This is a genomic window from Streptomyces amakusaensis (assembly GCF_039532665.1).
Lineage (GTDB): Bacteria > Actinomycetota > Actinomycetes > Streptomycetales > Streptomycetaceae > Streptomyces > Streptomyces amakusaensis.
Window position 1 is genome coordinate 452915 of record NZ_BAAASB010000002.1, and the last position, 22125, is coordinate 475039.

Sequence of the window (22125 nt, forward strand, 5' to 3'; positions counted from 1 at the left end):
AAAGCCCTCCCTGCCCCCGGGAGTGCCGGCGGCGGGGAGGGCGGCTCTTCTAGAACTCGTCCGTGGTGTGCGGCAGCAGCCCGGTGCGCGAGGCCCGGCCCAGCAGCTCCGCCGCCCCCGGGGTGTGCTCGGCGACCAGCCCGGCCCGGACCAGCTCCGCCGGTTCGATGTCACCGAGGTAGACGGCGGCGAGTTCCCGTACGTCGAGGGTGAGATCCGCCGCGTCCCCGGTACGGGAGACCCGGGCGGCGAAACCGTCCCCGGCGCGCTCGACGGAGACCCGGTACCGCCCGGCGTTGGCGGGCAGCCCCGCGTCGGTCACCTCCAGCACCAGCTCCGCCGGGGCCGACCAGGCCCGCCCCGCCAGCGCGGCGGGCACGTCGACCACCCGCAGCCACAGCGCCGGGAACTCCTGGGTGATCCGCACCTGGTCGCGGTCGGCGGAGAGCCGCAGCAGCGGATCGTCCAGCGGCCGGCCCCACGCGCGCACCTTGTCGACCAGGTCGATCGAGGTCACGTACCGCCACAGCGCGGCCGCCGCGGCGGGGGAGTCGGCCTCCAGCTCCTGGAGATGGACGGTGCCCCGGCCCTCGCTGTCGCTCATGGTGCGGTAGTAGACATAGCCCGCCGGCTCCGCGCCCTTCTCCCCGACGGTCACCACCCGAGGGGGGCTCAGCTCGTCGTTCTCCTCGTCGTCCTTCCGGAAGACGTGCGTACGCCACCAGAAGTCGTCCCGCGCCACCCGGCCCGCGCGCTCGGAGCGCGCGGCGGAGTGCAGGGGGCCGATCACGGTGGGGGCGTCCTCGGCCGCCACCAGCCGCAGCGGACGGGCGTCGGGCTCGATCCGCAGCTCCAGCGGACGGTCCGTGTCGATCTCCACCGTGTACGAGCGGGTCGCCGGCTCGAAGCCGAACCGGCCGTAGATCCCCGTCTCCGACACCCACAGCGCGGCCAGCGGCTGCCCGGCCGCCGCGCAGCGCCGCCACAGCTCGTCGACCATTCCGCTCAGGACACCCCGGCGGCGGTGGGTGGGAGCCACCGAGACGAAGGTCACCCCCGCGCAGGGCAGCTCCGAGCCGGGCACCGAGAGCTTCAGCGGATGGGCGGCGAGCAGCCCGACCAGCTCGTCCCCGTCATAGGCCCCGATCCGCTCGCAGTGCGCCAGGATCTCGTGGTGGAGTTTGCGGGGCTCGTCCTCCACATCCTTCTGAAGGAAGACGAGATAGTGCAGGTCCAGGGCGCGTTCGAGGTGCGCCTCCGGGATGGTCCGGTATTCCAGGGCGGTCATGCACAGGACGCTAGCCCGACCGGCTCGCGCGAGTCATCCGGGTTTTCCGCCAGGCCGGGCGCGCCGCCCGGGGTGTGGCCGACTTGCCCCGGCGGGGTGTGACCGATACTGGGTGGGTTATGGAATTCGTCATCCTTGCCGTAGTCATCGCCCTGGTCGCCGTCGGCGTCACGATCAGCGGGCTCGTGATCAGCAGCCGCAAGAAGAAGCAGCTGCCGCCATCGGCCCCCTCGTCCGCGCCGACCATCACCGCTCCACCCGCCGAGCCGCATGTCGGCGACGAGGCGGAGACACCGCGGGAAGAGCCACGCCGCACCGTCGAAGAGGTCGAGCTCCCGCCGGCCGACGAGGCCGCCGGAGCCCCCGCGGCGGTCGAGGACCCGGTCGTCGCCGCGCCCCCGGCCCCCGAGATCGAGGTCCCCGAGCCGACCGCCGGCCGGCTGGTCCGGCTGCGCGCCCGGCTCGCCCGCTCGCAGAACTCGCTCGGCAAGGGACTCCTCACCCTGCTCTCCCGCGAGCACCTCGACGAGGACACCTGGGAGGAGATCGAGGAGACGCTCCTCATCGCGGACGTCGGCGTCGCGCCCACCCAGGAACTGGTCGAGCGGCTGCGCGAGCGGGTCCGGGTGCTCGGCACCCGTACCCCCGACGAGCTGCGCACCCTGCTCCGCGAGGAGCTGCTGACCCTCGTCGGCACCGAGGCCGACCGCGCGGTGAGGACCGAGAGCGGCCTGGAGACCCCGGCCGTCGTCATGGTCGTCGGCGTCAACGGCACCGGCAAGACCACCACCACCGGCAAGCTCGCCCGGGTCCTGGTCGCGGACGGCCGCTCGGTCGTCCTCGGGGCCGCCGACACCTTCCGCGCCGCCGCCGCCGACCAGCTCCAGACCTGGGGCGACCGGGTCGGCGCGCGCACCGTGCGCGGGCCGGAGGGCGGCGACCCGGCGTCGATCGCCTTCGACGCGGTCAAGGAGGGCATCGCCGAGGCCGCCGATGTGGTGCTGATCGACACGGCGGGCCGGCTGCACACCAAGACCGGTCTGATGGACGAGCTGGGCAAGGTCAAGCGCGTCGTGGAGAAGCACGGCCCGCTGGACGAGATCCTCCTCGTCCTCGACGCCACCACCGGCCAGAACGGCCTGGTGCAGGCGCGGGTCTTCGCCGAGGTCGTGAACATCACCGGCATCGTCCTGACCAAGCTCGACGGCACCGCCAAGGGCGGCATCGTCGTCGCGGTCCAGCGCGAGCTGGGCGTGCCGGTGAAGCTGGTCGGCCTGGGCGAGGGCCCGGACGACCTCGCGCCCTTCGAGCCGGAGGCGTTCGTCGACGCCCTGATCGGCGACTGACCGGGCGGGAAGCGCCCTGCCCCGAAGCGCCCGTCGGACCGGATCCCCGGCCCGGCGGGCGCTTCCCGTACCCCGGCCCTAGGTCGTCTCTTACGGATCTTGCTGGGCTCGCGGGGCCTGGCACGCACTCTCGCCGCGTTGTCGTCAGTCGCCTACGGCCCCCTGGGCTTCGCCCGGGAGGTACCCCCACCGCGTGGGCTCTCCCCCTGGGCTTCGCCCGGGAGGTGCCCCCATCCTCCGCCTTGCGATCGCACGCACCAGGCCCCGCTCCCTGATCCAGCCAGATCCGTAAGAAACGACCTAGGCCGCCGAGCGGTGGCAGATGTACGCCAGGGTCCCGAGCAGCAGCCTGGCCGCGGGCGGGGCCGCCGCCGTGTCCAGGGACGGCGGCCTGAGCCAGTCGACCGGGCCCAGGCCCGCGTGGTCCGAGGGCGGGGCGGTGATGTGGTCGCCGGGGCCCAGGCAGTGCAGATCGAGATCCGCGTCGTCCCAGCCCATCCGGTACAGCAGCGCCGGGAGGTCGGCCGCCGCGCCCGGTGCGACGAAGAACTGGCAGCGGCCGTCCGGCGTCTGGGACACCGGGCCGGGCGGCAGCCCCATCCGCTCCAGCCGCACCAGCGCCCGCCGGCCGGCCGGCGCGGCGACGTCCAGGATGTCGAAGGAGCGGCCCACGGGAAGGAGCAGGGTCGCCCCGGGGAACCCCGCCCAGGCGGCGGCGACCTCGTCCAGCGTCGCGCCCGCCGGGATCTCGGCCGCGTACGGCAGCGGATGCGCCCCCGGGGAGGCACAGTCCGGGCTGTCGCAGGAGCATCCGCCGGACACCGCGCGCGCTCCGGGGACGACCGACCACCCCCAGAGCCCTGTGTACTCGGCCACCACGGTGCACTCCGCCGTGCGGCCACGGCGTCGCGAGCCGGACCGGATGTCCCTGATGCCCCGGCTGCTGCCGATCGTGAAGCCCATGCCCATGCCCCCTCCAACGGGTCGTGTCGCCGGTGGTTACGACCCGAAGTCTCCCCGTAACACAGTGTCGCGACAGGTGTAGCTGGGGCGGCGCACAGTGGCGCGAGGGGGAGTGCGGGAGGTGCCGCGCTCCGGTGGACGCACTGGTCCGCCGGCTTCCGGTCGTCGTGTGTCAAGTGAATCGTGCCTGGCGGCAGGGGAGTTCATTCGAAGGGGTGGCGAATGGTGGCGTTTGGCGGAACCCTCTCGCAGCCGGGTGATCGTAGGATTACTTTCGGTGTGCGAGCCCGGTGAGTACGCGCGCGCACCTGGGTATGACCCCGAGGCGACTCCTGGTCCCGCGCGGGCTTTGCAGACGGTATGTGCAGGCTTCTGGCAGGGAGAGTGCGGCCTGCGGACAGACAGCCCGAGCGCACGGCATTCTGACAAGGGTTCGAGCATTCAGGGTCTGACGGATGGGGGCTTCTCAGTGGACGGCAGCGGCGCCGGTGCGAATACCGGCAAGCGCCCGAACGAGCAGCTGGGCTCGTGGTTCGTGCGCAGCGGTTGGTCCAAGGGCGAGCTGGCGCGCCAGGTGAACCGCCGGGCCCGCGAGCTGGGCGCGCACCACATCAGCACCGACACCTCACGGGTCAGGCGCTGGCTGGACGGGGAGCAGCCGCGCGAGCCGATCCCGAGGATCCTCTCCGAGCTGTTCTCGGAGCGCTTCGGCACCGTCGTCGCCATCGAGGAGCTGGGGCTGCGCACCGCCCATCAGTCGCCCTCGGTCTCCGGGGTCGACCTCCCCTGGGCGGGCCCCCAGACCGTCGCCCTGCTCAGCGAATTCTCCCGCAGCGATCTGATGCTGGCCCGGCGCGGCTTCCTCGGCGCGTCGCTGGCGCTCGCCGCGGGCCCGGCCCTGGTCGAGCCCATGCAGCGCTGGCTGGTGCCCACCCCCGGCGGGGTCCCGGCCGCCGCGCCGGCCGCCCCGGTCGTGCCCCTCACCTCCCGGCTCTCCGGGATCGAGCTGCAACTGCTGGAGTCCACCACCGTGATGTTCCGGGAGTGGGACGCCCAGTGCGGCGGCGGTCTGCGGCGCAAGGCGGTCGTCGGCCAGCTCCACGAGGTGACCGATCTGCTCCAGGAGTCGCACCCCGAAGCCACCCGCCGCCGTCTCTTCGTCTGCGCCGCCGAGCTGGCCCAGCTCGCCGGCTGGATGAGCTACGACGTCGGACTCCAGCCGACCGCGCAGAAGTACTTCGTCCTCGCGCTCCACGCGGCGAAGGAAGCCGGCGACAAGCCCCTCGGCTCGTACATCCTCTCCGCGATGAGCCGCCAGATGATCCATCTGGGCCGCCCCGAGGACGCCCTGGAGCTGATCCATCTCGCCCAGTACGGCAGCCGGGACTGCGCCACCGCCCGCACCCAGGCGATGCTGTACGCGATGGAGGCCCGCGCCTACGCCAATATGGGCCACCCCAGCAAGTGCAAGAGGGCCGTCCGGATGGCCGAGGACTCCTTCTCCGACGCCGGGGCCGACGGAGAGTCGGAGCCCGACTGGATCCGTTTCTTCTCCGAGGCCGAGCTGAACGGGGAGAACGCCCACTCCTACCGCGATCTCGCCTATGTCGCCGGGCGCAGCCCCACCTACGCCTCCCTCGCCGAGCCGGTCATGGCGCGCGCCGTAGAGCTGTTCGAGCGGGACGAGGTGCACCAGCGGTCCTACGCGCTCAATCTGATCGGCATGGCCACGGTCCACCTCCTCAAGCGCGAGCCCGAGCACGCCACCGAGCTGGCCTCGCAGGCGCTCACCGTGGCCAAGCGGGTCCGCTCCGAGCGGGTCAACACCCGGCTCCGCAAGACCGTCGACACCGCCGCCCGGGAGTACCGGGACGTGGCCGAGGTGGTGCGCTTCACCGACCTCCTCACCACCCAGCTCCCCGGGGCCGCCGAAGCCGCCGAGGCCGTCTGAGCCCCCCTCCTCACCTGCCGTTCATGGCCGTGTAACACCCGACACGTCTTCGTCATCGTCGTGAAACACCGTGCGGCACTGTCCGAAACCGCGCTCCGCCAACCTCATGGCGCACAGTCGGCCCGCCGCCCGAATCCCGCTCAGGCTCCCCCCGCACGAGGCCGCACGACGACGAGGAGACGCCGATGCCCCCAGGCATCTCGACCCTGGCCGCAGAGACCCCCGCACTCTCCGCCGCCAACACCGGCTTCATGCTCATCTGCTCCGCACTGGTCATGCTGATGACCCCCGGCCTCGCCTTCTTCTACGGGGGCATGGTCCGCGTCAAGTCCACCCTCAACATGCTCATGATGAGCTTCATCAGCCTCGGGATCGTCACCGTCCTGTGGGTGCTGTTCGGCTTCAGCCTCTCCTTCGGAGACGACTTCGGCTCCGTCATCGGATGGAACGCCGACTATCTGGGACTCAGCGGCATCGGACTCGCCGAGCTGTGGGACGGCTACACCGTCCCCGTCCATGTCTTCGCCGTCTTCCAGCTGATGTTCGCGGTCATCACCCCCGCCCTGATCAGCGGCGCGCTCGCGGACCGGGTCAAGTTCTCGGCCTGGGCGCTGTTCATCACCCTGTGGGCCACCGTCGTCTACTTCCCGGTCGCCCACTGGGTCTGGGGCGAGGGCGGCTGGCTCTTCGAGATGGGCGTCATCGACTTCGCGGGCGGCACCGCCGTCCACATCAACGCCGGTGCGGCGGCCCTGGGCGTCATCCTCGTCATCGGGAAGCGCGTCGGCTTCGCCAAGGACCCGATGCGCCCCCACAGCCTCCCCCTCGTCATGCTCGGCGCGGCCCTGCTCTGGTTCGGCTGGTTCGGTTTCAACGCCGGATCCTGGCTCGGCAACGACGACGGCGTCGGCGCGGTGATGTTCGTCAACACCCAGGTCGCCGCCGCCGCCGCGATGCTCGCCTGGCTGGCGTACGAGAAGATCCGCCACGGAGCCTGCACCACCCTCGGCGCGGCCTCCGGCGCCGTCGCGGGCCTCGTCGCCATCACCCCGGCCGGCGGCTCCTGCTCCCCGCTCGGCGCGATCGCCATCGGCGCGATCTCCGGAGTGCTCTGCGCCATGGCCGTCGGACTCAAGTTCCGCCTCGGCTTCGACGACTCCCTCGACGTCGTCGGCGTCCACCTCGTCGGCGGCATCGCCGGCTCCCTGCTGGTCGGCCTCTTCGCCACCGGCGGCGTCCAGTCCGAGGCCCGCGGCCTCCTCTACGGCGGCGGCCTCGAACAGCTCGGCAAGCAGGCCGTCGGAGTCTTCGCGGTACTGGCCTACTCTCTGGTGGTCTCGGCCCTCCTCGCCCTCGTCCTCGACCGGACGATGGGCATGCGGGTGGACGAGGACGCCGAGGTCTCCGGCATCGACCAGCACGAGCACGCCGAGACCGCCTACGACTTCAGCGGCGCGGGCGGCGGCTCCCGCAAGCCCCTGCCGGCGGCGAGCGAGCTCCTGGCCGGCTCCGCCGCGCCGAAGAACAAGAAGGTGGACGCATGAAACTCATCACCGCCGTCGTCAAGCCCCACCGGCTGGACGAGATCAAGGAAGCCCTCCAGGCCTTCGGGGTCCAGGGCCTGACCGTCACCGAGGCCAGCGGATACGGCCGTCAGCGCGGCCACACCGAGGTCTACCGGGGCGCGGAGTACACCGTCGACCTGGTGCCCAAGATCCGTATCGAGGTGCTGGTCGAGGACGAGGACGCCGAACAGCTCATCGAAGTGGTCGTCAAGGCCGCCCGCACCGGGAAGATCGGCGACGGAAAGGTGTGGAGCGTCCCCGTCGACACCGCCGTGCGCGTCCGCACCGGCGAACGCGGTCCCGACGCGCTCTGAGCGCTCCGAGCGCTCCACCCGCACAGCAGTGAGAGAGGCCGCCCGGTGCTCAGGACCCAGCAGAAGACCGGGGACGAGGACCCGGGCCCCGGCGGATACGCGGCGGCCCGGCTGCTCCTCCTCAACGAGAAGGAGCGGCCGGGGCCGCCCCGCCGGGCCGCCCTGGCCCGCCTCACCGACCAGTGGCTCGCCGCGCTCTTCGACACCGCCCGCGCGGCGGCCGGGATCCGCGGCGCGGCCCTGGTCGCCGTCGGCGGCTACGGGCGCGGCGAACTCTCCCCGCGCAGCGATCTCGATCTGGTCCTCCTCCACGACGGAACCGCCGGCCCCCGCGAGATCGCCGCCCTCGCCGACCGCCTCTGGTACCCCGTCTGGGACCTCGGCCTCGCCCTCGACCACTCCGTGCGCACCCCCGCCGAGGCCCGCCGCGCCGCCGCCGAGGACCTCAGGGTCCAGCTCGGACTGCTCGACGCCCGCCCCGTCGCCGGCGACCTCGGCCTCGTCGCCGCGCTGCGCACCGCCGTACTCGCCGACTGGCGCGGCCAGGCGGCCGGACGGCTCCCCGAACTCGACGCGCTCTGCCGCGAACGCGCCGAACGCCACGGCGAACTCCGCTTCCTCCTGGAACCCGACCTCAAGGAGGCGCGCGGCGGACTCCGGGACGTCACCGCCCTCCGCGCGGTCGCCGCCTCCTGGCTCGCCGACGCCCCCCGCGCCGGCCTCGACGCCGCCCGCCGCACCCTCCTCGACACCCGCGACGCCCTCCATCTGGCCACCGGCCGGGCCACCGACCGGCTCGCCCTCCAGGAACAGGACCAGATCGCCGCCGATCTCGGCCTGCCCGACGCGGACGCCCTGCTGCGCCAGGTGTACGAGGCCGCCCGGACCGTCGCGTACGCCACCGACCTCACCTGGCGCGAGGTCAACCGGGTGCTGCGCGCCCGCTCCGCCCGCCACCGGCTCCGTACCGCGCTCGGCGGCGGCGCCCGTGCCGGCCGCCGCGGCGAACCCGAGCGCACCCCGCTCGCCGAAGGAGTCGTCGAACAGGACGGCGAGGCCGTGCTCGCCCGTACCGCCAGGCCCGAACGCGACCCCGTCCTCCCGCTGCGCGCCGCCGCGGCCGCCGCCAGGGCCGGGCTGCCGCTCTCCCCGCACGCGGTACGGCGGCTGGCCCGGGCCGCGGCACCGCTGCCGGTCCCCTGGCCCGCCGAGGCGCGCGAGGAGTTCGTCACCCTGCTCGGCGCGGGCGAGCCGGCCGTCGCCGTCTGGGAGGCGCTGGAGGCCGAAGGGCTGATCACCCGCCTCCTCCCGGACTGGGAACGGGTCCGCTGCCGGCCCCAGCGCAACGCGGTCCACACCTGGACCGTCGACCGCCACCTCGTCGAGACCGCCGTCCGGGCCGCCGCCCTGACCCGCCGGGTCGGCCGCCCCGACCTGCTGCTGACCGCCGCCCTCCTGCACGACCTGGGCAAGGGGTGGCCCGGCGACCACTCCGTCACCGGCGAGGTCATCGCCCGGGACACCGCCGCCCGGATCGGCTTCGGCCCCGCCGACACGGCCGTCGTCGCCACCCTCGTACGCCACCATCTGCTGCTCGCCGACACCGCGACCCGGCGCGACCTCGACGACCCCGCCACCGTCCGCGCGGTCGCCGCCGCCGTCGGCTCCACCGCGACCCTGGAACTCCTGCACGCCCTCACCGAGGCCGACGCCCTCGCCACCGGCCCCGCCGCCCGGTCCGCCTGGCGCGGCTCGCTCGTCGCGGAACTCGTCCGCAGGACCGCCGCCGAACTGGCGGGCGGCCGGGCCCCCGAGGACCCCGGGCCCGCCGGGCCCAGCGCCGAACAGGAACGCCTCGCGGCCGAGGCGCTGCGCACCGGCGGCCCGGTGCTCTCCCTGCGCACCCGGCCCGAGGCGGGGGAGCCCGGGGAGGCCGGGGGCGACCGGCCCGAACAGACCGGCGCGGAGCTGCTCATCGCCCTGCCCGACCGGCCCGGTGTACTGCCCGCCGCCGCCGGGGTCCTCGCCCTGCACCGGCTCACCGTCCGCGCCGCCGAACTGCGGACCGTGGAACCGCCGGGGACCGCCGCCCCCGGAGCCGTCCTCGTACTGAACTGGCGCGTGACGGCCGCCTACGGCACCCCGCCCCAGGCGGCCACGCTCCGCACCGATCTGCTGCGCGCCCTGGACGGCTCCCTGGACATCGCCGCCCGGCTCGCCGAGCGCGACGCGGCCCGCCCGCCCCGGCGCGGCACCCCGCCCCCGCCGCCCCGGGTCACCGTCGCCCCCGCCGCCTCCCGCCAGGCCACCGTGATCGAGATCCGCGCCCAGGACGCCCCCGGACTGCTGCACCGCATCGGCCACGCGCTGGAGGGCGCGGGCGTACGCGTGCGCAGCGCCCATGTCTCCACCCTCGGGGGCGACGCGGTCGACGCCTTCTACGTGACCGCCCCCGACGGCCGCCCCCTGGCCGACCCGGCCGCCGCCGGCCTGGCCCGCTCGCTGGAGGCCGCCCTGGGCGCTCCCCCCGGCTGATCCCCCCGGCGAGGACACGTACCGCGCGCGGCCGGATACCCTGGAGGGCGATTCCCCCTGCCCCCGACTCTGAGGACCGACGAGCGCCGTGTTCGACACTCTCTCCGACCGCTTGGCGAATACCTTCAAGACCTTGCGGGGCAAGGGTCGCCTCAGCGAGGCGGACATCGACGGCGCGGCTCGCGAGATCCGTATCGCCCTGCTCGAAGCGGATGTCGCCCTCCCCGTCGTCCGCTCCTTCATCGCGAACGTCAAGGAGCGCGCCCGGGGGGCCGAGGTCTCCAAGGCCCTCAACCCCTCCCAGCAGGTCATCAAGATCGTCAACGAGGAGCTGGTGGGCATCCTCGGCGGCGAGACCCGCCGGCTGCGCCTCGCCAAGCAGCCCCCGACCGTGATCATGCTCGCCGGTCTCCAGGGCGCCGGTAAGACCACCCTGGCCGGAAAGCTGGGCCGCTGGCTCAAGAACCAGGGCCACTCCCCGCTGCTCGTCGCCTGCGACCTCCAGCGCCCCAACGCCGTCAACCAGCTCTCCGTCGTCGCCGAGCGCGCCGAGGTCGCGGTGTACGCGCCGCAGCCCGGCAATGGCGTCGGCGACCCGGTCCAGGTGGCCAAGGACTCCATCGAGTACGCGAAGACCAAGGTCCACGACGTGGTCATCGTGGACACCGCCGGCCGCCTGGGCATCGACCAGGAGCTGATGCGGCAGGCCGCGGACATCCGCGACGCGGTGAGCCCCGACGAGATCCTCTTCGTCGTGGACGCCATGATCGGCCAGGACGCGGTCAACACCGCCGAGGCCTTCCGCGACGGCGTCGGCTTCGACGGCGTGGTCCTCTCCAAGCTCGACGGCGACGCCCGGGGCGGTGCCGCGCTCTCCATCGCGCATGTCACCGGCCGTCAGATCATGTTCGCCTCCAACGGCGAGAAGCTGGACGACTTCGACGCGTTCCACCCGGACCGCATGGCGTCCCGCATCCTCGGCATGGGCGATGTGCTCTCGCTGATCGAGAAGGCCGAGCAGACCTTCAGCCAGGAAGAGGCCGCCAAAATGGCCTCCAAGCTGGCGAGCAGCAAGGGCAAGGACTTCACTCTCGACGACTTCCTGGCCCAGATGGAGCAGGTCCGGAAGATGGGCTCCATCTCCAAGCTCCTCGGCATGCTGCCCGGCATGGCCCAGATGAAGGACCAGATCAACAGCATCGACGAGCGCGATGTGGACCGCACCGCCGCGATCATCAAGTCGATGACCCCGGCCGAGCGCCATGAGCCGACGATCATCAACGGCTCGCGCCGGGCCCGGATCGCCAAGGGCTCGGGCGTCGAGGTCAGCGCGGTCAAGAGCCTGGTGGAGCGGTTCTTCGAGGCCCGCAAGATGATGTCGCGGATGGCCCAGGGCGGCGGCATGCCCGGGATGCCGGGGATGCCCGGCATGGGTGGCGGCCCCGGTCGTCAGAAGAAGCAGATCAAGCAGGCCAAGGGCAAGCGCAAGAGCGGCAACCCGATGAAGCGCAAGGCCGAGGAGCAGGCCGCCGCCGCCAAGCGCGAGCAGTCGGCGGGCAGCGCCTTCGGTCTGCCGGCCGGCGGGCAGGACAAGGACTTCGAGCTGCCGGACGAGTTCAAGAAGTTCATGGGCTGAGACCGCCCCGGCGGCATACCGGCCCGACGGCATGCCCGCCCGGCCGAGCACGGCCGCCGTACGACGGTGTCGGCACCCGCACACGCGGGTGCCGACACCGTTTTTCTGGCTTAACGTCCGGATATGAGCAATGCCGCGCCCCCGCGCCGCACCCCCGATCAGCCCTGGCGCTCCGAGGGCGCGCCGCCCCCGGCACCGTCCCGCAGAAAGATGCCCGGCGGCTGGGGCGGGCTGATCCTCACCGCGCTCACCGTCTATCTGATCGCCAATCTGGTGCTCTCGCTGTTCGGCGGGGGCGACGAGCCCACGGTCTCGTACACCGAGTTCAGCGCGCAGGTCGACGCCGGCAATGTCTCGAAGATCTACTCCAAGGGCGACGCCATCCAGGGCCAGCTCACCAAGAAGGCCCCGCTCCCCGGCGGCAAGGGCGACTACACCAGGTTCACCACCCAGCGGCCCGCCTTCGCCGACGACGACCTCTGGCGCGAGCTGACCGCCAAGAAGGTCACCGTCACGGCCGAGCCCGTCGTCCGGCAGCGCGGCTTCCTCGCCAATCTGCTGATCGCCCTCGCGCCGATGCTCCTGCTCGTCCTGCTGTGGGTGCTCGTCGCCCGCCGGATGGGCGCGGCGATGGGAGGCGGCGGCGGGGCGTTCGGCCGCAAGCCCCCGCCCAAACCCGTCGAGGTCGCCGACGGCAGACGGACCACCTTCGCCGATGTCGCCGGGATCGACGAGGTCGAGGGCGAACTCGACGATGTCGTCGACTTCCTGAAGAACCCGCGGCCCTATCGGAGGATGGGCGCCAGGATGCCCGGCGGCGTACTGCTCGCGGGGCCGCCCGGCACCGGGAAGACCCTGCTGGCCCGCGCGGTGGCCGGGGAGGCGGGGGTGCCGTTCTTCTCGGCCTCGGCCTCCGAGTTCATCGAGATGATCGTCGGCGTCGGCGCGGGCCGGGTCCGGGAGCTGTTCGCCGAGGCCCGCAAGGTCGCCCCGGCCATCGTCTTCATCGACGAGATCGACACCATCGGCCGGGCGAGGGGCGGCGGGGGCGGCCTCGGCGGCCATGACGAGCGGGAACAGACCCTCAACCAGATTCTGACCGAAATGGATGGTTTCAGTGGATCCGAGGGCGTCATCGTGCTCGCCGCCACCAACCGTGCCGACGTCCTCGACCCCGCCCTGACCCGCCCCGGCCGCTTCGACCGGATCGTCCAGGTCTCCCCGCCCGACCGGAGCGGCCGGGAGGCCATCCTGCGGATCCACACCCGGGAGATCCCGCTCGCCGGGGACGTGGACCTGGCCCGGATCGCCCGTACGACCCCGGGAATGACCGGCGCGGACCTCGCCAACCTCGCCAACGAGGCCGCGCTCGTCGCCGTGCGCCGGCAGCAGTCCTCGGTGACCCGGGCCGATCTGTCCACCGCGCTGGAGAAGATCCAGCTCGGGGCGGAGCGCCCGCTGGTCATGACGGAGGAGGACCGGCGGCGCACCGCGTACCACGAGAGCGGCCACGCCCTGCTCGGCATGGTCCAGCCCGGGGCCGACCCGGTACGCAAGATCACCATCGTGCCCCGGGGGCGCGCCCTCGGCGTCACGCTCTCCACCCCGGACGCGGACAAATACGCGTACACCGAGGAGTATCTGCGCGGCCGGATCATCGGGGCGCTCGGCGGCATGGCGGCCGAGCAGGTCGTCTTCGGCGTGATCACCACGGGCGCGGAGAGCGATCTCGAACAGGTGACCGCCCTGGCCCGGGGCATGGTCGCCCGCTGGGGGATGAGCGTGCGCGTCGGCCGGCTGACCGCGATCCCCGCCGACGCCCAGGTGGCGTACGGGCTCTCCGCCGCGCCCGCGACCCTGGACGTGGTCGACCACGAGATGCGGCGGATCGTCGACGAGTGCTACGACACCGCCTGCCGGCTGCTGAGGGAGAACCACGCCCGCCTGGACGCGCTCGCCGCCGCGCTGCTGGAGAGCGAGACCCTGGAGGAGGACGCGGCCTACCGCGCGGCCGGGATCCCCCGGCTCTCGAAGGACACTCCGTAGCGCCCGCACTCGCGCCCGCACCCGCGCCCGGGTCCGCGCCCGGGTCCGCCGTTCGGATCAGGATCAGGCCTCCTGATCCGAACGGCGGACCCGGGACCACGCGCTGGGGGTAGGGTCGCGGAACGAGGACCGCGGCGGGTGCGCCGGGCGGTCCGGCGGGCCGGGTGAGACCCCCGGGACGCGCGGGGCGTGCGCCCGGAGCGCGGGGCGGTGTTACGTACCACCTTGGTGTGAGCTGTGAGCCTTCTCCGCAGATCCTTCCCCCCGCCCACCTCGGCACGCATCAATGCCAACTGACGGGTACGTGCAAATTATTTGGGATGCCCCGGAATGGAACCCGGGGAAGGTCCGGCTCGTTATCACGACGTGAGCACGACACCACCTGTTCTCGCCGCAGAGCTGGCACAGGCGTGGGCCGACATTCAGCGGCACCACGCCGAGCTGCCAGACCTTGCCGCCCCCGAGTCCCTGATCGGAGAATCGTCGTCCGCCTGCGGCGCCGAGCTCTCCTTCGAGCGACTGCTCCACGAAGCAGTCCACGGCATCGCCGCCGCGCGAGGTGTCCGCGACACCTCCCGCGCCGGCCGCTACCACAACCGCAGATTCCTGGCGATCGCCGAGGAGATGGGTCTCGACCACGCCGAGGAGCCGCATCCCAGCAGCGGTTTCTCCCTGGTCGTCCTCAGCCCCGAGGCCAAGCGCCGCTACCGTCCCACCATCGAGAGACTCCAGCGCGCCCTCAAGGCGCACACGGTCGCCACCGCCTCCGACACCAAGCGCTCCTTCCGCGGACCTGCCGCCCGGCACGGCTCCTCGGGCGGCGGTGTGCGGGTCAAGGCCGTCTGCGACTGCGGTCGCAACGTCCGGGTGGTTCCCTCGGTCCTCGCCCAGGCCCCGATCGTGTGCGGCGGCTGCGGCAAGCCCTTCCGCATCCCCGAGCCGGCCGCCGCGGCGAGCTGACCCCCGGCCGGCCGTCCGACGGGGGCGGCTCCGGACCGGGGGGAAGCGCGCCGTCGGCGTGTGGCACAATGGACAGCTGTACTCGACGGCCGCATAGGACCCCTCTCTCCTCCGGCTGACGCGTCCATCGGGCACCCCGAGTACCGCAACCCCACGTGGCATCTTGTTGTGCCCAACCACGTCAAGACCAGGAGACACCACTTCCGTGGCAGTCAAGATCAAGCTGAAGCGTCTGGGCAAGATCCGTTCGCCTCACTACCGCATCGTCATCGCCGACTCCCGTACCCGCCGTGACGGCCGGGCCATCGAGGAGATCGGCCTGTACCACCCGGTGCAGAACCCGTCCCGCATCGAGGTCGACTCGGAGCGGGCGCAGTACTGGCTGTCCGTCGGCGCCCAGCCGACCGAGCCGGTTCTCGCGATCCTGAAGCTCACCGGCGACTGGCAGAAGCACAAGGGCCTCCCGGCCCCGGCGCCGCTGCTGGTGGCCGAGCCCAAGGCCGACAAGCGCGCCGCGTTCGACGAGTTCGCCAAGGCCCTCGAGGGCGGCGAGTCGAAGGGTGAGGCCATCACCCCCAAGGCGAAGAAGGCCGACAAGAAGGCGGACGACGCGGCTGACGCCGCCGAGTCCACCGAGTCGACCGAGGCCTGAGCATGCTCGAGGAGGCTCTCGAGCACCTCGTGAAGGGCATCGTCGACAACCCCGACGATGTGCGGGTCGCCTCGCGCGATCTGCGTCGCGGGCGTGTGCTGGAGGTTCGGGTCCACCCCGACGACCTCGGTAAGGTGATCGGCCGCAATGGCCGCACCGCACGCGCTCTGCGCACCGTTGTGGGCGCCATCGGCGGCCGTGGCATCCGTGTCGACCTCGTCGACGTGGACCAGGTCCGCTGAACAGTTGAACACCGGCTCGGGCCGGGGAGGGCCAGTCGGCCGTCCCCGGCCCGTAGTCGTATGAGCGGATCGCGGGCCGCCGTCACCCGAACGGCACAGCCGCGTCAGTCGTAGAGCCGTATGACAGAAGAGAGTGCGAAGTGCAGTTGGTAGTGGCCCGGATCGGCCGTGCCCACGGCATCAAGGGCGAGGTCACCGTCGAGGTCCGTACGGACGAGCCCGAGCTGAGGCTCGCGCCCGGGGCCGTGCTGGCCACCGAGCCGGCCTCGGTGGGCCCGCTGACGATCGAGACCGGCCGGGTGCACAGCGGCAGGCTGCTGCTGCGCTTCGCGGGAGTGCGGGAGCGCAATGGGGCCGAGGCCCTGCGCAACACCCTGCTGATCGCCGACGTGGACCCGGAAGAGGTGCCCGAGGACCCCGAGGAGTTCTACGACCACCAGCTCATCGACCTCGATGTGGTGACCGTGGACGGGACCGAGGTGGGCCGGATCACCGAGATCAGCCATCTGCCCTCGCAGGATCTCTTCATCGTGGAGCGCCCGGACGGGAGCGAGGTGATGATCCCGTTCGTGGAGGAGATCGTCACCGGGATCGACCTGGAGGAGCAGCGGGCCGTGATCGACCCGCCGCCGGGGCTGATCGACGACCGTGCCGAGATCGCGTCCGCCCGGGACGCGGAGACGGACACGGACACGGAGACGGGTGCGGACACGGACACGGACGCCGGCACCAAGGGCGACTCCTGATGCGCATCGACGTCGTCACGATCTTCCCCGAGTATCTGGAACCGCTGAACGTCTCCCTCGTCGGCAAGGCCCGCGCCCGCGGACAGCTGGACGTACGGGTGAGCGATCTGCGCCACTGGACCCACGACCGTCACAACACCGTGGACGACACCCCGTACGGCGGCGGCCCCGGCATGGTCATGAAGACGGAGCCCTGGGGCGAGGCGCTCGACGAAGCCCTGGCCGACGGGTACGAGACCGGGGCCCACGGCCCGGTCCTGGTCGTCCCCACCCCCAGCGGCCGTCCCTTCACCCAGGAACTCGCGGTGGAACTCGCCGAGCGGCCCTGGCTGATCTTCACCCCCGCCCGTTACGAGGGCATCGACCGCCGGGTGATGGACGAGTACGCCACCCGGATGCCGGTGTACGAGGTCTCCATCGGGGACTATGTGCTGGCCGGCGGCGAGGCCGCGGTCCTGGTGATCACCGAGGCCGTGGCCCGGCTGCTCCCCGGGGTGCTCGGCAACGCCGAATCCCACCGGGACGACTCCTTCGCCCCCGGCGCGATGGCCAATCTGCTGGAGGGGCCCGTCTACACCAAGCCCCCCGCCTGGCGGGGGCGCGGCATCCCCGACGTGCTCACCAGCGGGCACCACGGCAGGATCGCGCGCTGGCGGCGCGACGAGGCGTTCCGGCGCACGGCCGAGAACCGGCCGGACCTGATCGAGCGCTGCGATCCCGCCGCCTTCGACAAGAAGGACCGGGAGACCCTCTCCATCCTCGGCTGGGCCCCGGAACCGGGTGGCCGATTTTGGCGCAGGCCCCCCGCCGTGGAAGAATAGGCCGCTGCCGTACGTCCGGCGTGCGCCCCTGCCGCAGGGGGACACGACGCCCGCTCCGACGTGACGGCCCCTGAATCTCACCCCTCTCTCCCGCGATGACCTGTGGCATCGCGAAGAAAGCAGACGAACATGTCGCACGTGCTCGACGCTGTCAACACCGCCTCGCTGCGGTCCGACCTCCCCGCGTTCCGTCCCGGTGACACCGTGAACGTCCACGTTCGCGTCATCGAGGGCAACCGCTCGCGTATCCAGCAGTTCAAGGGTGTCGTCATCCGCCGCCAGGGTTCGGGCGTCAGCGAGACCTTTACGGTCCGCAAGGTCTCGTTCTCCGTCGGCGTCGAGCGCACCTTCCCGGTGCACAGCCCGATCTTCGAGAAGATCGAGCTGGTCAGCCGCGGTGACGTCCGTCGCGCCAAGCTGTACTACCTCCGTGAGCTGCGCGGCAAGGCCGCGAAGATCAAGGAGAAGCGCGACCGCTGAACCTCGGTTCACACCGGGCGCACGGTGCCGGGCCCCGGCCCGCACCGCGCGGGAGTCCAGGGCGCGGCCGGATAGGCTTCGTCCCTGTATGGACACCGCAGCGAAGAACACGGAGCGCGACCACTCCTCCCTCCCCGACGCCGGGGACGGGAGCGAGCGGTCGCGCTTCTCGCGTTTTCGGCCGCGAGCCGTCCTGGGCGGCCCGGGGTCCTGGCGCACGGTGCTGCTCCAGGCCGTGGCCGTGACGGCGGGCGTGCTGCTGTTCAGCCGCTTCGTGGTGCAGCCCTTCCAGATCCCCAGCGGCTCCATGGAACCCACCCTTCAGGTGGGGGACCGGGTGCTCGTCAACAAGCTGGCGTACGGCTCCGACGAGCCGCCCCGCCGCGGCGATCTGATCGTCTTCGACGGCGAGGGCTCCTTCGTCGCGGCGGGCACGGAGGAGAGTCCGGCCGTCGAGGCGGCCAGGGGAGTCCTGGCCACGCTCGGTCTCGCCGAGCCCGACGAGACCGACTTCGTGAAGCGGGTCGTGGGCGTGGGCGGCGACCGGGTCGTCTGCTGCGACGACAGGGGCAGGCTCCAGGTGAACGGCGTACCGCTGGACGAGGAGTATCTGCACCCCGGCGACGCCCCCTCCGAGGTCGACTTCGACATCGTCGTGCCGCCGGGCAGGCTCTGGGTGCTCGGGGACCACCGCAGCGACTCCAGCGACTCCCGCGACCGGCTCGGATCGCCCGGCGGGGGCATGGTGCCGGTGGAGAAGGTCGTCGGGCGGGTGGACTGGATCGGCTGGCCGCTGGGCCGCTGGGCCTCCCTGGAGCGCGCCGAGGCGTTCTCCCGGGTGCCGGACGCGCCCCCGGGGGGCCACGGCGGGGGCCATGGGTAGCCGGGGACGCCCCGGCGGCCACCGGGCCGGCCCACGGCGGTCCGCCGGGACCGGGGCGGCGGTCGGGGCCGGGACCGGTCCGGACGGCACGAGGGCCCTGCCCGGCCGCGCCGAGCGCCGCAGACTCGCGGCGCGGGTACGGCGCAGACGCCGGGGATCCCTGGTCAGGGAGATCCCCCTGCTGATCCTCTCGGCGCTGGTCATCGCGCTGGTGCTCAAGACCTTCCTCGTGCAGGCGTTCGTCATCCCCTCCGGTTCCATGGAACAGACGATCCGCATCCAGGACCGGGTGCTGGTGGACAAGCTCACCCCCTGGTTCGGCAGCCGGCCGGACCGCGGCGACGTGGTGGTCTTCAAGGACCCCGGCGGCTGGCTCCAGCCGGGGGACGGCGCGTCCGGGGACGGGGGACCGTTCGTCGTCGAACAGATCAAGCGCGGACTCACCCACATCGGACTGCTGCCCTCCGCCGACCAGCAGGATCTGATCAAACGGGTGATCGCGGTCGGCGGGGACACCGTCGCCTGCTGCGACGCCGACGGCCGGGTCACCGTCAACGGCGAGGCGCTGACCGAGCCCTATCTCAACCCCGGGAACGCCCCGTCGACGGTGACCTTCGACGTCGAGGTACCGCCCGGCCGGCTCTTCGTGATGGGCGACCACCGCTCCAACTCCGCCGACTCCCGCTTCCACCTCGACGGGGAGCACCGGGGCACCGTCTCCGAGGACGAGGTCGTGGGCCGCGCGGTGGTGATCGCCTGGCCGGTGGGCCACTGGCGCAGGCTGGAGGAGCCGGAGACCTACGCATCGGTCCCGAATCCCCGTTCGAACCAGGCCTCTGGGGCGCACACACCGGATCGTGTGTCGAATAGTGTGTCCTCCCAGGACAGAAACGGAATGGTCCTGCTCCCGACCCCTGCGGAACTCCCGCTCGTTATGGGAGTAGTGGGCCTGCTTCTTCTGCGGAGCAGGCGGTTCGCAGTTCGCACGGAGTGAGGAGTGGATGTGGGGGACGTGGCGGTCGGCGCACGGTCCGGACACGATCAGCCGGAGGACAGGCCGGGAGAGCCCGACCGGTCCACCGGGCCCGTGGCGGGCGACGATCCGTCGGGGCGTACCCCGGCAGACGAGGGCGCGGGTGACGACGGGGCCGACGACGGTCGCTCCCGGGGGAAGAACCAGCGGTCGTTCTGGAAGGAGCTGCCGCTGCTGATCGGCATCGCGCTCGTTCTGGCACTGCTGATCAAGACATTTCTGGTGCAGGCGTTCTCGATTCCCTCGGACTCGATGCAGAACACCCTCCAGCGCGGTGACCGGGTCCTGGTGGACAAGCTCACCCCCTGGTTCGGCTCCGAGCCCGAGCGCGGCGAGGTCGTGGTCTTCCACGACCCGGGCGGCTGGCTGGACGGCGAGCCCACCCCCGACCCCAACGCGCTCCAGAAGTTCCTGAGCTTCATCGGTCTGATGCCGTCGGCCGAGGAGAAGGACCTGATCAAGCGGACGATCGGGGTCGCCGGCGACACGATCGAGTGCCGCAAGGGCGGCCCGGTCAAGGTCAACGGCAAGCCGCTCGACGAGACGTATGTCTTCCCCGGCGACAGCGCCTGCGACGACCAGCCCTTCGGCCCCTTCAAGGTGCCCGAGGACCGGATCTGGGTGATGGGCGACCACCGTCAGAACTCCCGGGACTCCCGGTACCACATGGAAGACGTGAACGACGGCTTTGTGCCGGTCGACAAGGTCGTCGGGCGCGCCATCGTGGTCGCCTGGCCGATCAACCGCTGGTCGGTCCTCTCCGTCCCCGCCACCTTCGACCAGCCCGGCCTCAACACCGCGGCCTCCGCAGCGGTCGCGGGAGCGCCGCTGGCGATGGGGGCCCTGGGCGCGCTGCCCATCGTGCTGTGGCGGCGGAAGCGGCTGACCGCCGGGGACACCGCCCGGTAGGGTGCCGTCCCAGATCGCGGATGGCCGGAGGCAGTCCCTCCGGCGCCGAATCGCCCTGATCGGGGGAGCGCGGGATGGGATCGGAACGATCGGAACATGAGGACGGCGGCCCCGGCCGCCTCGGCGGCGCGCTGTCGGGGCTGGCCGTGGCCGTCGGTTCGTTGCTCTTCCTCGGCGGCTTCGGCTGGGGCGCGGTGATCTACCAGCCGTACACCATTCCGACCGAGTCGATGCACCCGACCCTGAGCGCGGGCGACCGGGTGCTGGCCCAGCGGGTGGAAGGCGATCAGGTCCGGCGGGGCGATGTGGTGGTCTTCCGGGACCCCTCCTGGGGCGGCGGCCCGATGGTCAAGCGCGTGATCGGCGTCGGCGGCGACCGGATCGCCTGCTGCGGCGGAGACGGCCGGCCGACCGTCAACGACCGGCCGCTCGACGAGCCGTATCTCGCCGGGGCCCCGGCGGAGCCCGGATCCGGCTCGCGGACCTTCACGGTCACCGTGCCCGATGGCCGGCTCTTTCTGCTCGGGGACAACAGGCTGGGCTCCCTGGACTCCCGCTCGCACCTGAGCGACCCCCAGCGGGGATCGGTGTCGAGATCGGCGGTGACGGGCCGGCTGGACGCCGTGGTCTGGCCGCTGGACGGCGGTGTGGTCGAACGCCCGGAGGGCTTCGCCGGGCTGCCGGGAGGGATCTCCTCCCCCGGCCCGGTGGTGCCGCTCGCCGCCGCGGCGGCGGCCGGCGCGATCCTGATCGTCGGCGGGGCCGTGTACGGCCCGATCGCCCGCGGGGCCGCTCGGAGGGCCGCCGGCCGAGCGGCCCGGGGATCCGCCGGTGAGAGCGCCGGAAGGCCGGCCTCGCATGTCTGATCAGAGAGGCACCGAGGACCGGCCGCGCCGGGTCGCCCGGGTCGTGCTGCTGGACCCGCGGGACCGCGTGCTGCTGATGCACGGCTTCGAGCCCGCCGACCCGGACAACAGCTGGTGGTTCACCCCCGGCGGCGGCCTGGAGGGGGACGAGACCCGGGCCGCGGCCGCGCTGCGCGAGCTGGCGGAGGAGACCGGGATCACCGAGGTCGAACTCGGGCCGGTCCTGTGGCGGCGGCGCTGCTCCTTCCCCTTCGACGGACGCCGCTGGGAACAGGACGAGTGGTACTTCCTGGCGCGTACCGTACAGACCGCCACAGCCCCGCGCGGGCTGACCGAGCTGGAGCGGCGCAGTGTCACGGGGCTGAGGTGGTGGACTTCCGCCGAACTCTCCTCGACGCGTGAGACGGTGTACCCGACCAAGCTCGCCGAGCTGCTGCGAACGCTGCTCGACGAGGGCCCTCCGAGTACACCCGTCGTCCTCGCCCCGGAAGTCGCATAGGGGCGGGTGTGCCGGGCCGTGCGACGAGGGACGCACGGCTGAAGGGGAACATGCCATGAGCGCCGAGGACCTCGAAAAGTACGAGACCGAGATGGAGCTGAAGCTCTACCGGGAGTACCGAGACGTCGTCGGGCTGTTCAAATACGTGATCGAGACCGAGCGCCGCTTCTATCTCACCAATGACTACGAGATGCAGGTCCACTCCGTGCAGGGTGAGGTCTTCTTCGAGGTCTCGATGGCGGACGCCTGGGTCTGGGACATGTATCGCCCGGCCAGATTCGTCAAGCAGGTACGCGTGCTCACCTTCAAGGATGTGAACATTGAGGAGCTCAACAAGAGCGATCTTGAACTTCCGGGTGGCTGAGTTGTCCACAGACGGAGAGTTGTCCA

Annotated in this window: 20 protein-coding genes and 1 pseudogene; 19 read left to right on the forward strand and 2 right to left on the reverse strand. The window is 72.3% G+C overall.

Annotated features, from left to right (window positions below; all coding sequences use genetic code 11):
- Window positions 1-49: 49 nt before the first annotated feature.
- Complete coding sequence (locus tag ABD371_RS04585) at window positions 50-1288, reverse strand: GNAT family N-acetyltransferase (RefSeq protein ID WP_344472954.1); 1239 nt, start codon at window positions 1286-1288, stop codon at window positions 50-52.
- A 119-nt stretch (window positions 1289-1407) separates the two neighbouring features.
- Between ABD371_RS04585 and ftsY the strand changes: the two genes are divergently transcribed.
- A complete protein-coding gene (ftsY, locus tag ABD371_RS04590; RefSeq protein WP_344472956.1) occupies window positions 1408-2634 on the forward strand; it encodes a signal recognition particle-docking protein FtsY in 1227 nt (408 codons plus the stop codon).
- 300 nt (window positions 2635-2934) lie between these two features.
- Here the strand turns inward: ftsY and ABD371_RS04595 are convergent, their stop codons facing one another.
- Window positions 2935-3597, reverse strand: a complete 663-nt coding sequence (locus tag ABD371_RS04595) for a bifunctional DNA primase/polymerase (RefSeq protein ID WP_344472958.1) — start codon at window positions 3595-3597, stop codon at window positions 2935-2937.
- Window positions 3598-4066: 469 nt separating this feature from the next.
- Here ABD371_RS04595 and nsdA point away from each other — a divergent pair, with 469 nt between their 5' ends.
- The 18 genes and pseudogenes from nsdA (at window position 4067) to ABD371_RS04685 (ending at window position 22099) form a co-directional block, all read left to right on the forward strand.
- Window positions 4067-5548 (forward strand): transcriptional repressor NsdA, encoded by a 1482-nt coding sequence (nsdA, locus tag ABD371_RS04600; protein WP_344472961.1) that lies wholly within the window; start codon window positions 4067-4069, stop codon window positions 5546-5548.
- 185 nt (window positions 5549-5733) lie between these two features.
- Window positions 5734-7092, forward strand: coding sequence for an ammonium transporter (locus tag ABD371_RS04605; protein ID WP_344472963.1), 1359 nt, complete (start codon window positions 5734-5736; stop codon window positions 7090-7092).
- The gene (locus ABD371_RS04610; protein WP_006127894.1) at window positions 7089-7427 is read left to right on the forward strand and encodes a P-II family nitrogen regulator; all 339 of its coding nucleotides are present in this window, start codon (window positions 7089-7091) and stop codon (window positions 7425-7427) included. Before ABD371_RS04605 ends, ABD371_RS04610 begins: the two co-directional genes overlap by 4 nt.
- 45 nt (window positions 7428-7472) lie before the next feature.
- Window positions 7473-9962, forward strand: a complete 2490-nt coding sequence (locus ABD371_RS04615) for a [protein-PII] uridylyltransferase (RefSeq protein WP_344472966.1) — start codon at window positions 7473-7475, stop codon at window positions 9960-9962.
- 88 nt (window positions 9963-10050) lie between these two features.
- Window positions 10051-11598: a signal recognition particle protein gene (gene ffh / locus ABD371_RS04620; RefSeq protein ID WP_344472968.1), complete on the forward strand. Its 1548-nt coding sequence runs from the start codon at window positions 10051-10053 to the stop codon at window positions 11596-11598.
- Between the two features lie 123 nt (window positions 11599-11721).
- Window positions 11722-13644, forward strand: coding sequence for an ATP-dependent zinc metalloprotease FtsH (ftsH, locus tag ABD371_RS04625; protein ID WP_344472970.1), 1923 nt, complete (start codon window positions 11722-11724; stop codon window positions 13642-13644).
- A gap of 366 nt (window positions 13645-14010) precedes the next feature.
- Entirely contained in the window at window positions 14011-14604 is a 594-nt protein-coding gene (locus tag ABD371_RS04630) for a hypothetical protein (RefSeq protein ID WP_190125183.1), read from the forward strand.
- A gap of 205 nt (window positions 14605-14809) precedes the next feature.
- Complete coding sequence (rpsP, locus tag ABD371_RS04635) at window positions 14810-15256, forward strand: 30S ribosomal protein S16 (protein WP_190125184.1); 447 nt, start codon at window positions 14810-14812, stop codon at window positions 15254-15256.
- 2 nt (window positions 15257-15258) lie between these two features.
- The gene (locus tag ABD371_RS04640; RefSeq protein WP_031130168.1) at window positions 15259-15498 is read left to right on the forward strand and encodes an RNA-binding protein; all 240 of its coding nucleotides are present in this window, start codon (window positions 15259-15261) and stop codon (window positions 15496-15498) included.
- A 140-nt stretch (window positions 15499-15638) separates the two neighbouring features.
- The gene (gene rimM, locus ABD371_RS04645) at window positions 15639-16244 is read left to right on the forward strand and encodes a ribosome maturation factor RimM (RefSeq protein ID WP_344472975.1); all 606 of its coding nucleotides are present in this window, start codon (window positions 15639-15641) and stop codon (window positions 16242-16244) included.
- Entirely contained in the window at window positions 16244-17065 is an 822-nt protein-coding gene (gene trmD, locus ABD371_RS04650; protein ID WP_344472977.1) for a tRNA (guanosine(37)-N1)-methyltransferase TrmD, read from the forward strand. The genes rimM and trmD overlap by 1 nt, the downstream gene beginning before the upstream one ends.
- Before the next feature lie 129 nt (window positions 17066-17194).
- Window positions 17195-17545, forward strand: a complete 351-nt coding sequence (rplS, locus tag ABD371_RS04655; RefSeq protein ID WP_190125187.1) for a 50S ribosomal protein L19 — start codon at window positions 17195-17197, stop codon at window positions 17543-17545.
- An 88-nt stretch (window positions 17546-17633) separates the two neighbouring features.
- The gene (lepB, locus tag ABD371_RS04660) at window positions 17634-18428 is read left to right on the forward strand and encodes a signal peptidase I (protein ID WP_344472981.1); all 795 of its coding nucleotides are present in this window, start codon (window positions 17634-17636) and stop codon (window positions 18426-18428) included.
- Window positions 18421-19523, forward strand: a pseudogene (gene lepB, locus ABD371_RS04665) (signal peptidase I); the annotation flags it as partial. The gene lepB (ABD371_RS04660) and the pseudogene lepB (ABD371_RS04665), both read left to right, overlap by 8 nt.
- A complete protein-coding gene (gene lepB / locus ABD371_RS04670; RefSeq protein ID WP_381734774.1) occupies window positions 19441-20370 on the forward strand; it encodes a signal peptidase I in 930 nt (309 codons plus the stop codon). The pseudogene lepB (ABD371_RS04665) and the gene lepB (ABD371_RS04670), both read left to right, overlap by 83 nt.
- Before the next feature lie 74 nt (window positions 20371-20444).
- A complete protein-coding gene (gene lepB, locus ABD371_RS04675) occupies window positions 20445-21236 on the forward strand; it encodes a signal peptidase I (protein WP_344472985.1) in 792 nt (263 codons plus the stop codon).
- Window positions 21229-21735, forward strand: a complete 507-nt coding sequence (locus ABD371_RS04680; protein ID WP_344472987.1) for an NUDIX hydrolase — start codon at window positions 21229-21231, stop codon at window positions 21733-21735. Before lepB (ABD371_RS04675) ends, ABD371_RS04680 begins: the two co-directional genes overlap by 8 nt.
- Before the next feature lie 55 nt (window positions 21736-21790).
- Complete coding sequence (locus ABD371_RS04685; RefSeq protein WP_003965949.1) at window positions 21791-22099, forward strand: DUF2469 domain-containing protein; 309 nt, start codon at window positions 21791-21793, stop codon at window positions 22097-22099.
- The last annotated feature ends 26 nt before the right edge of the window (window positions 22100-22125 follow it).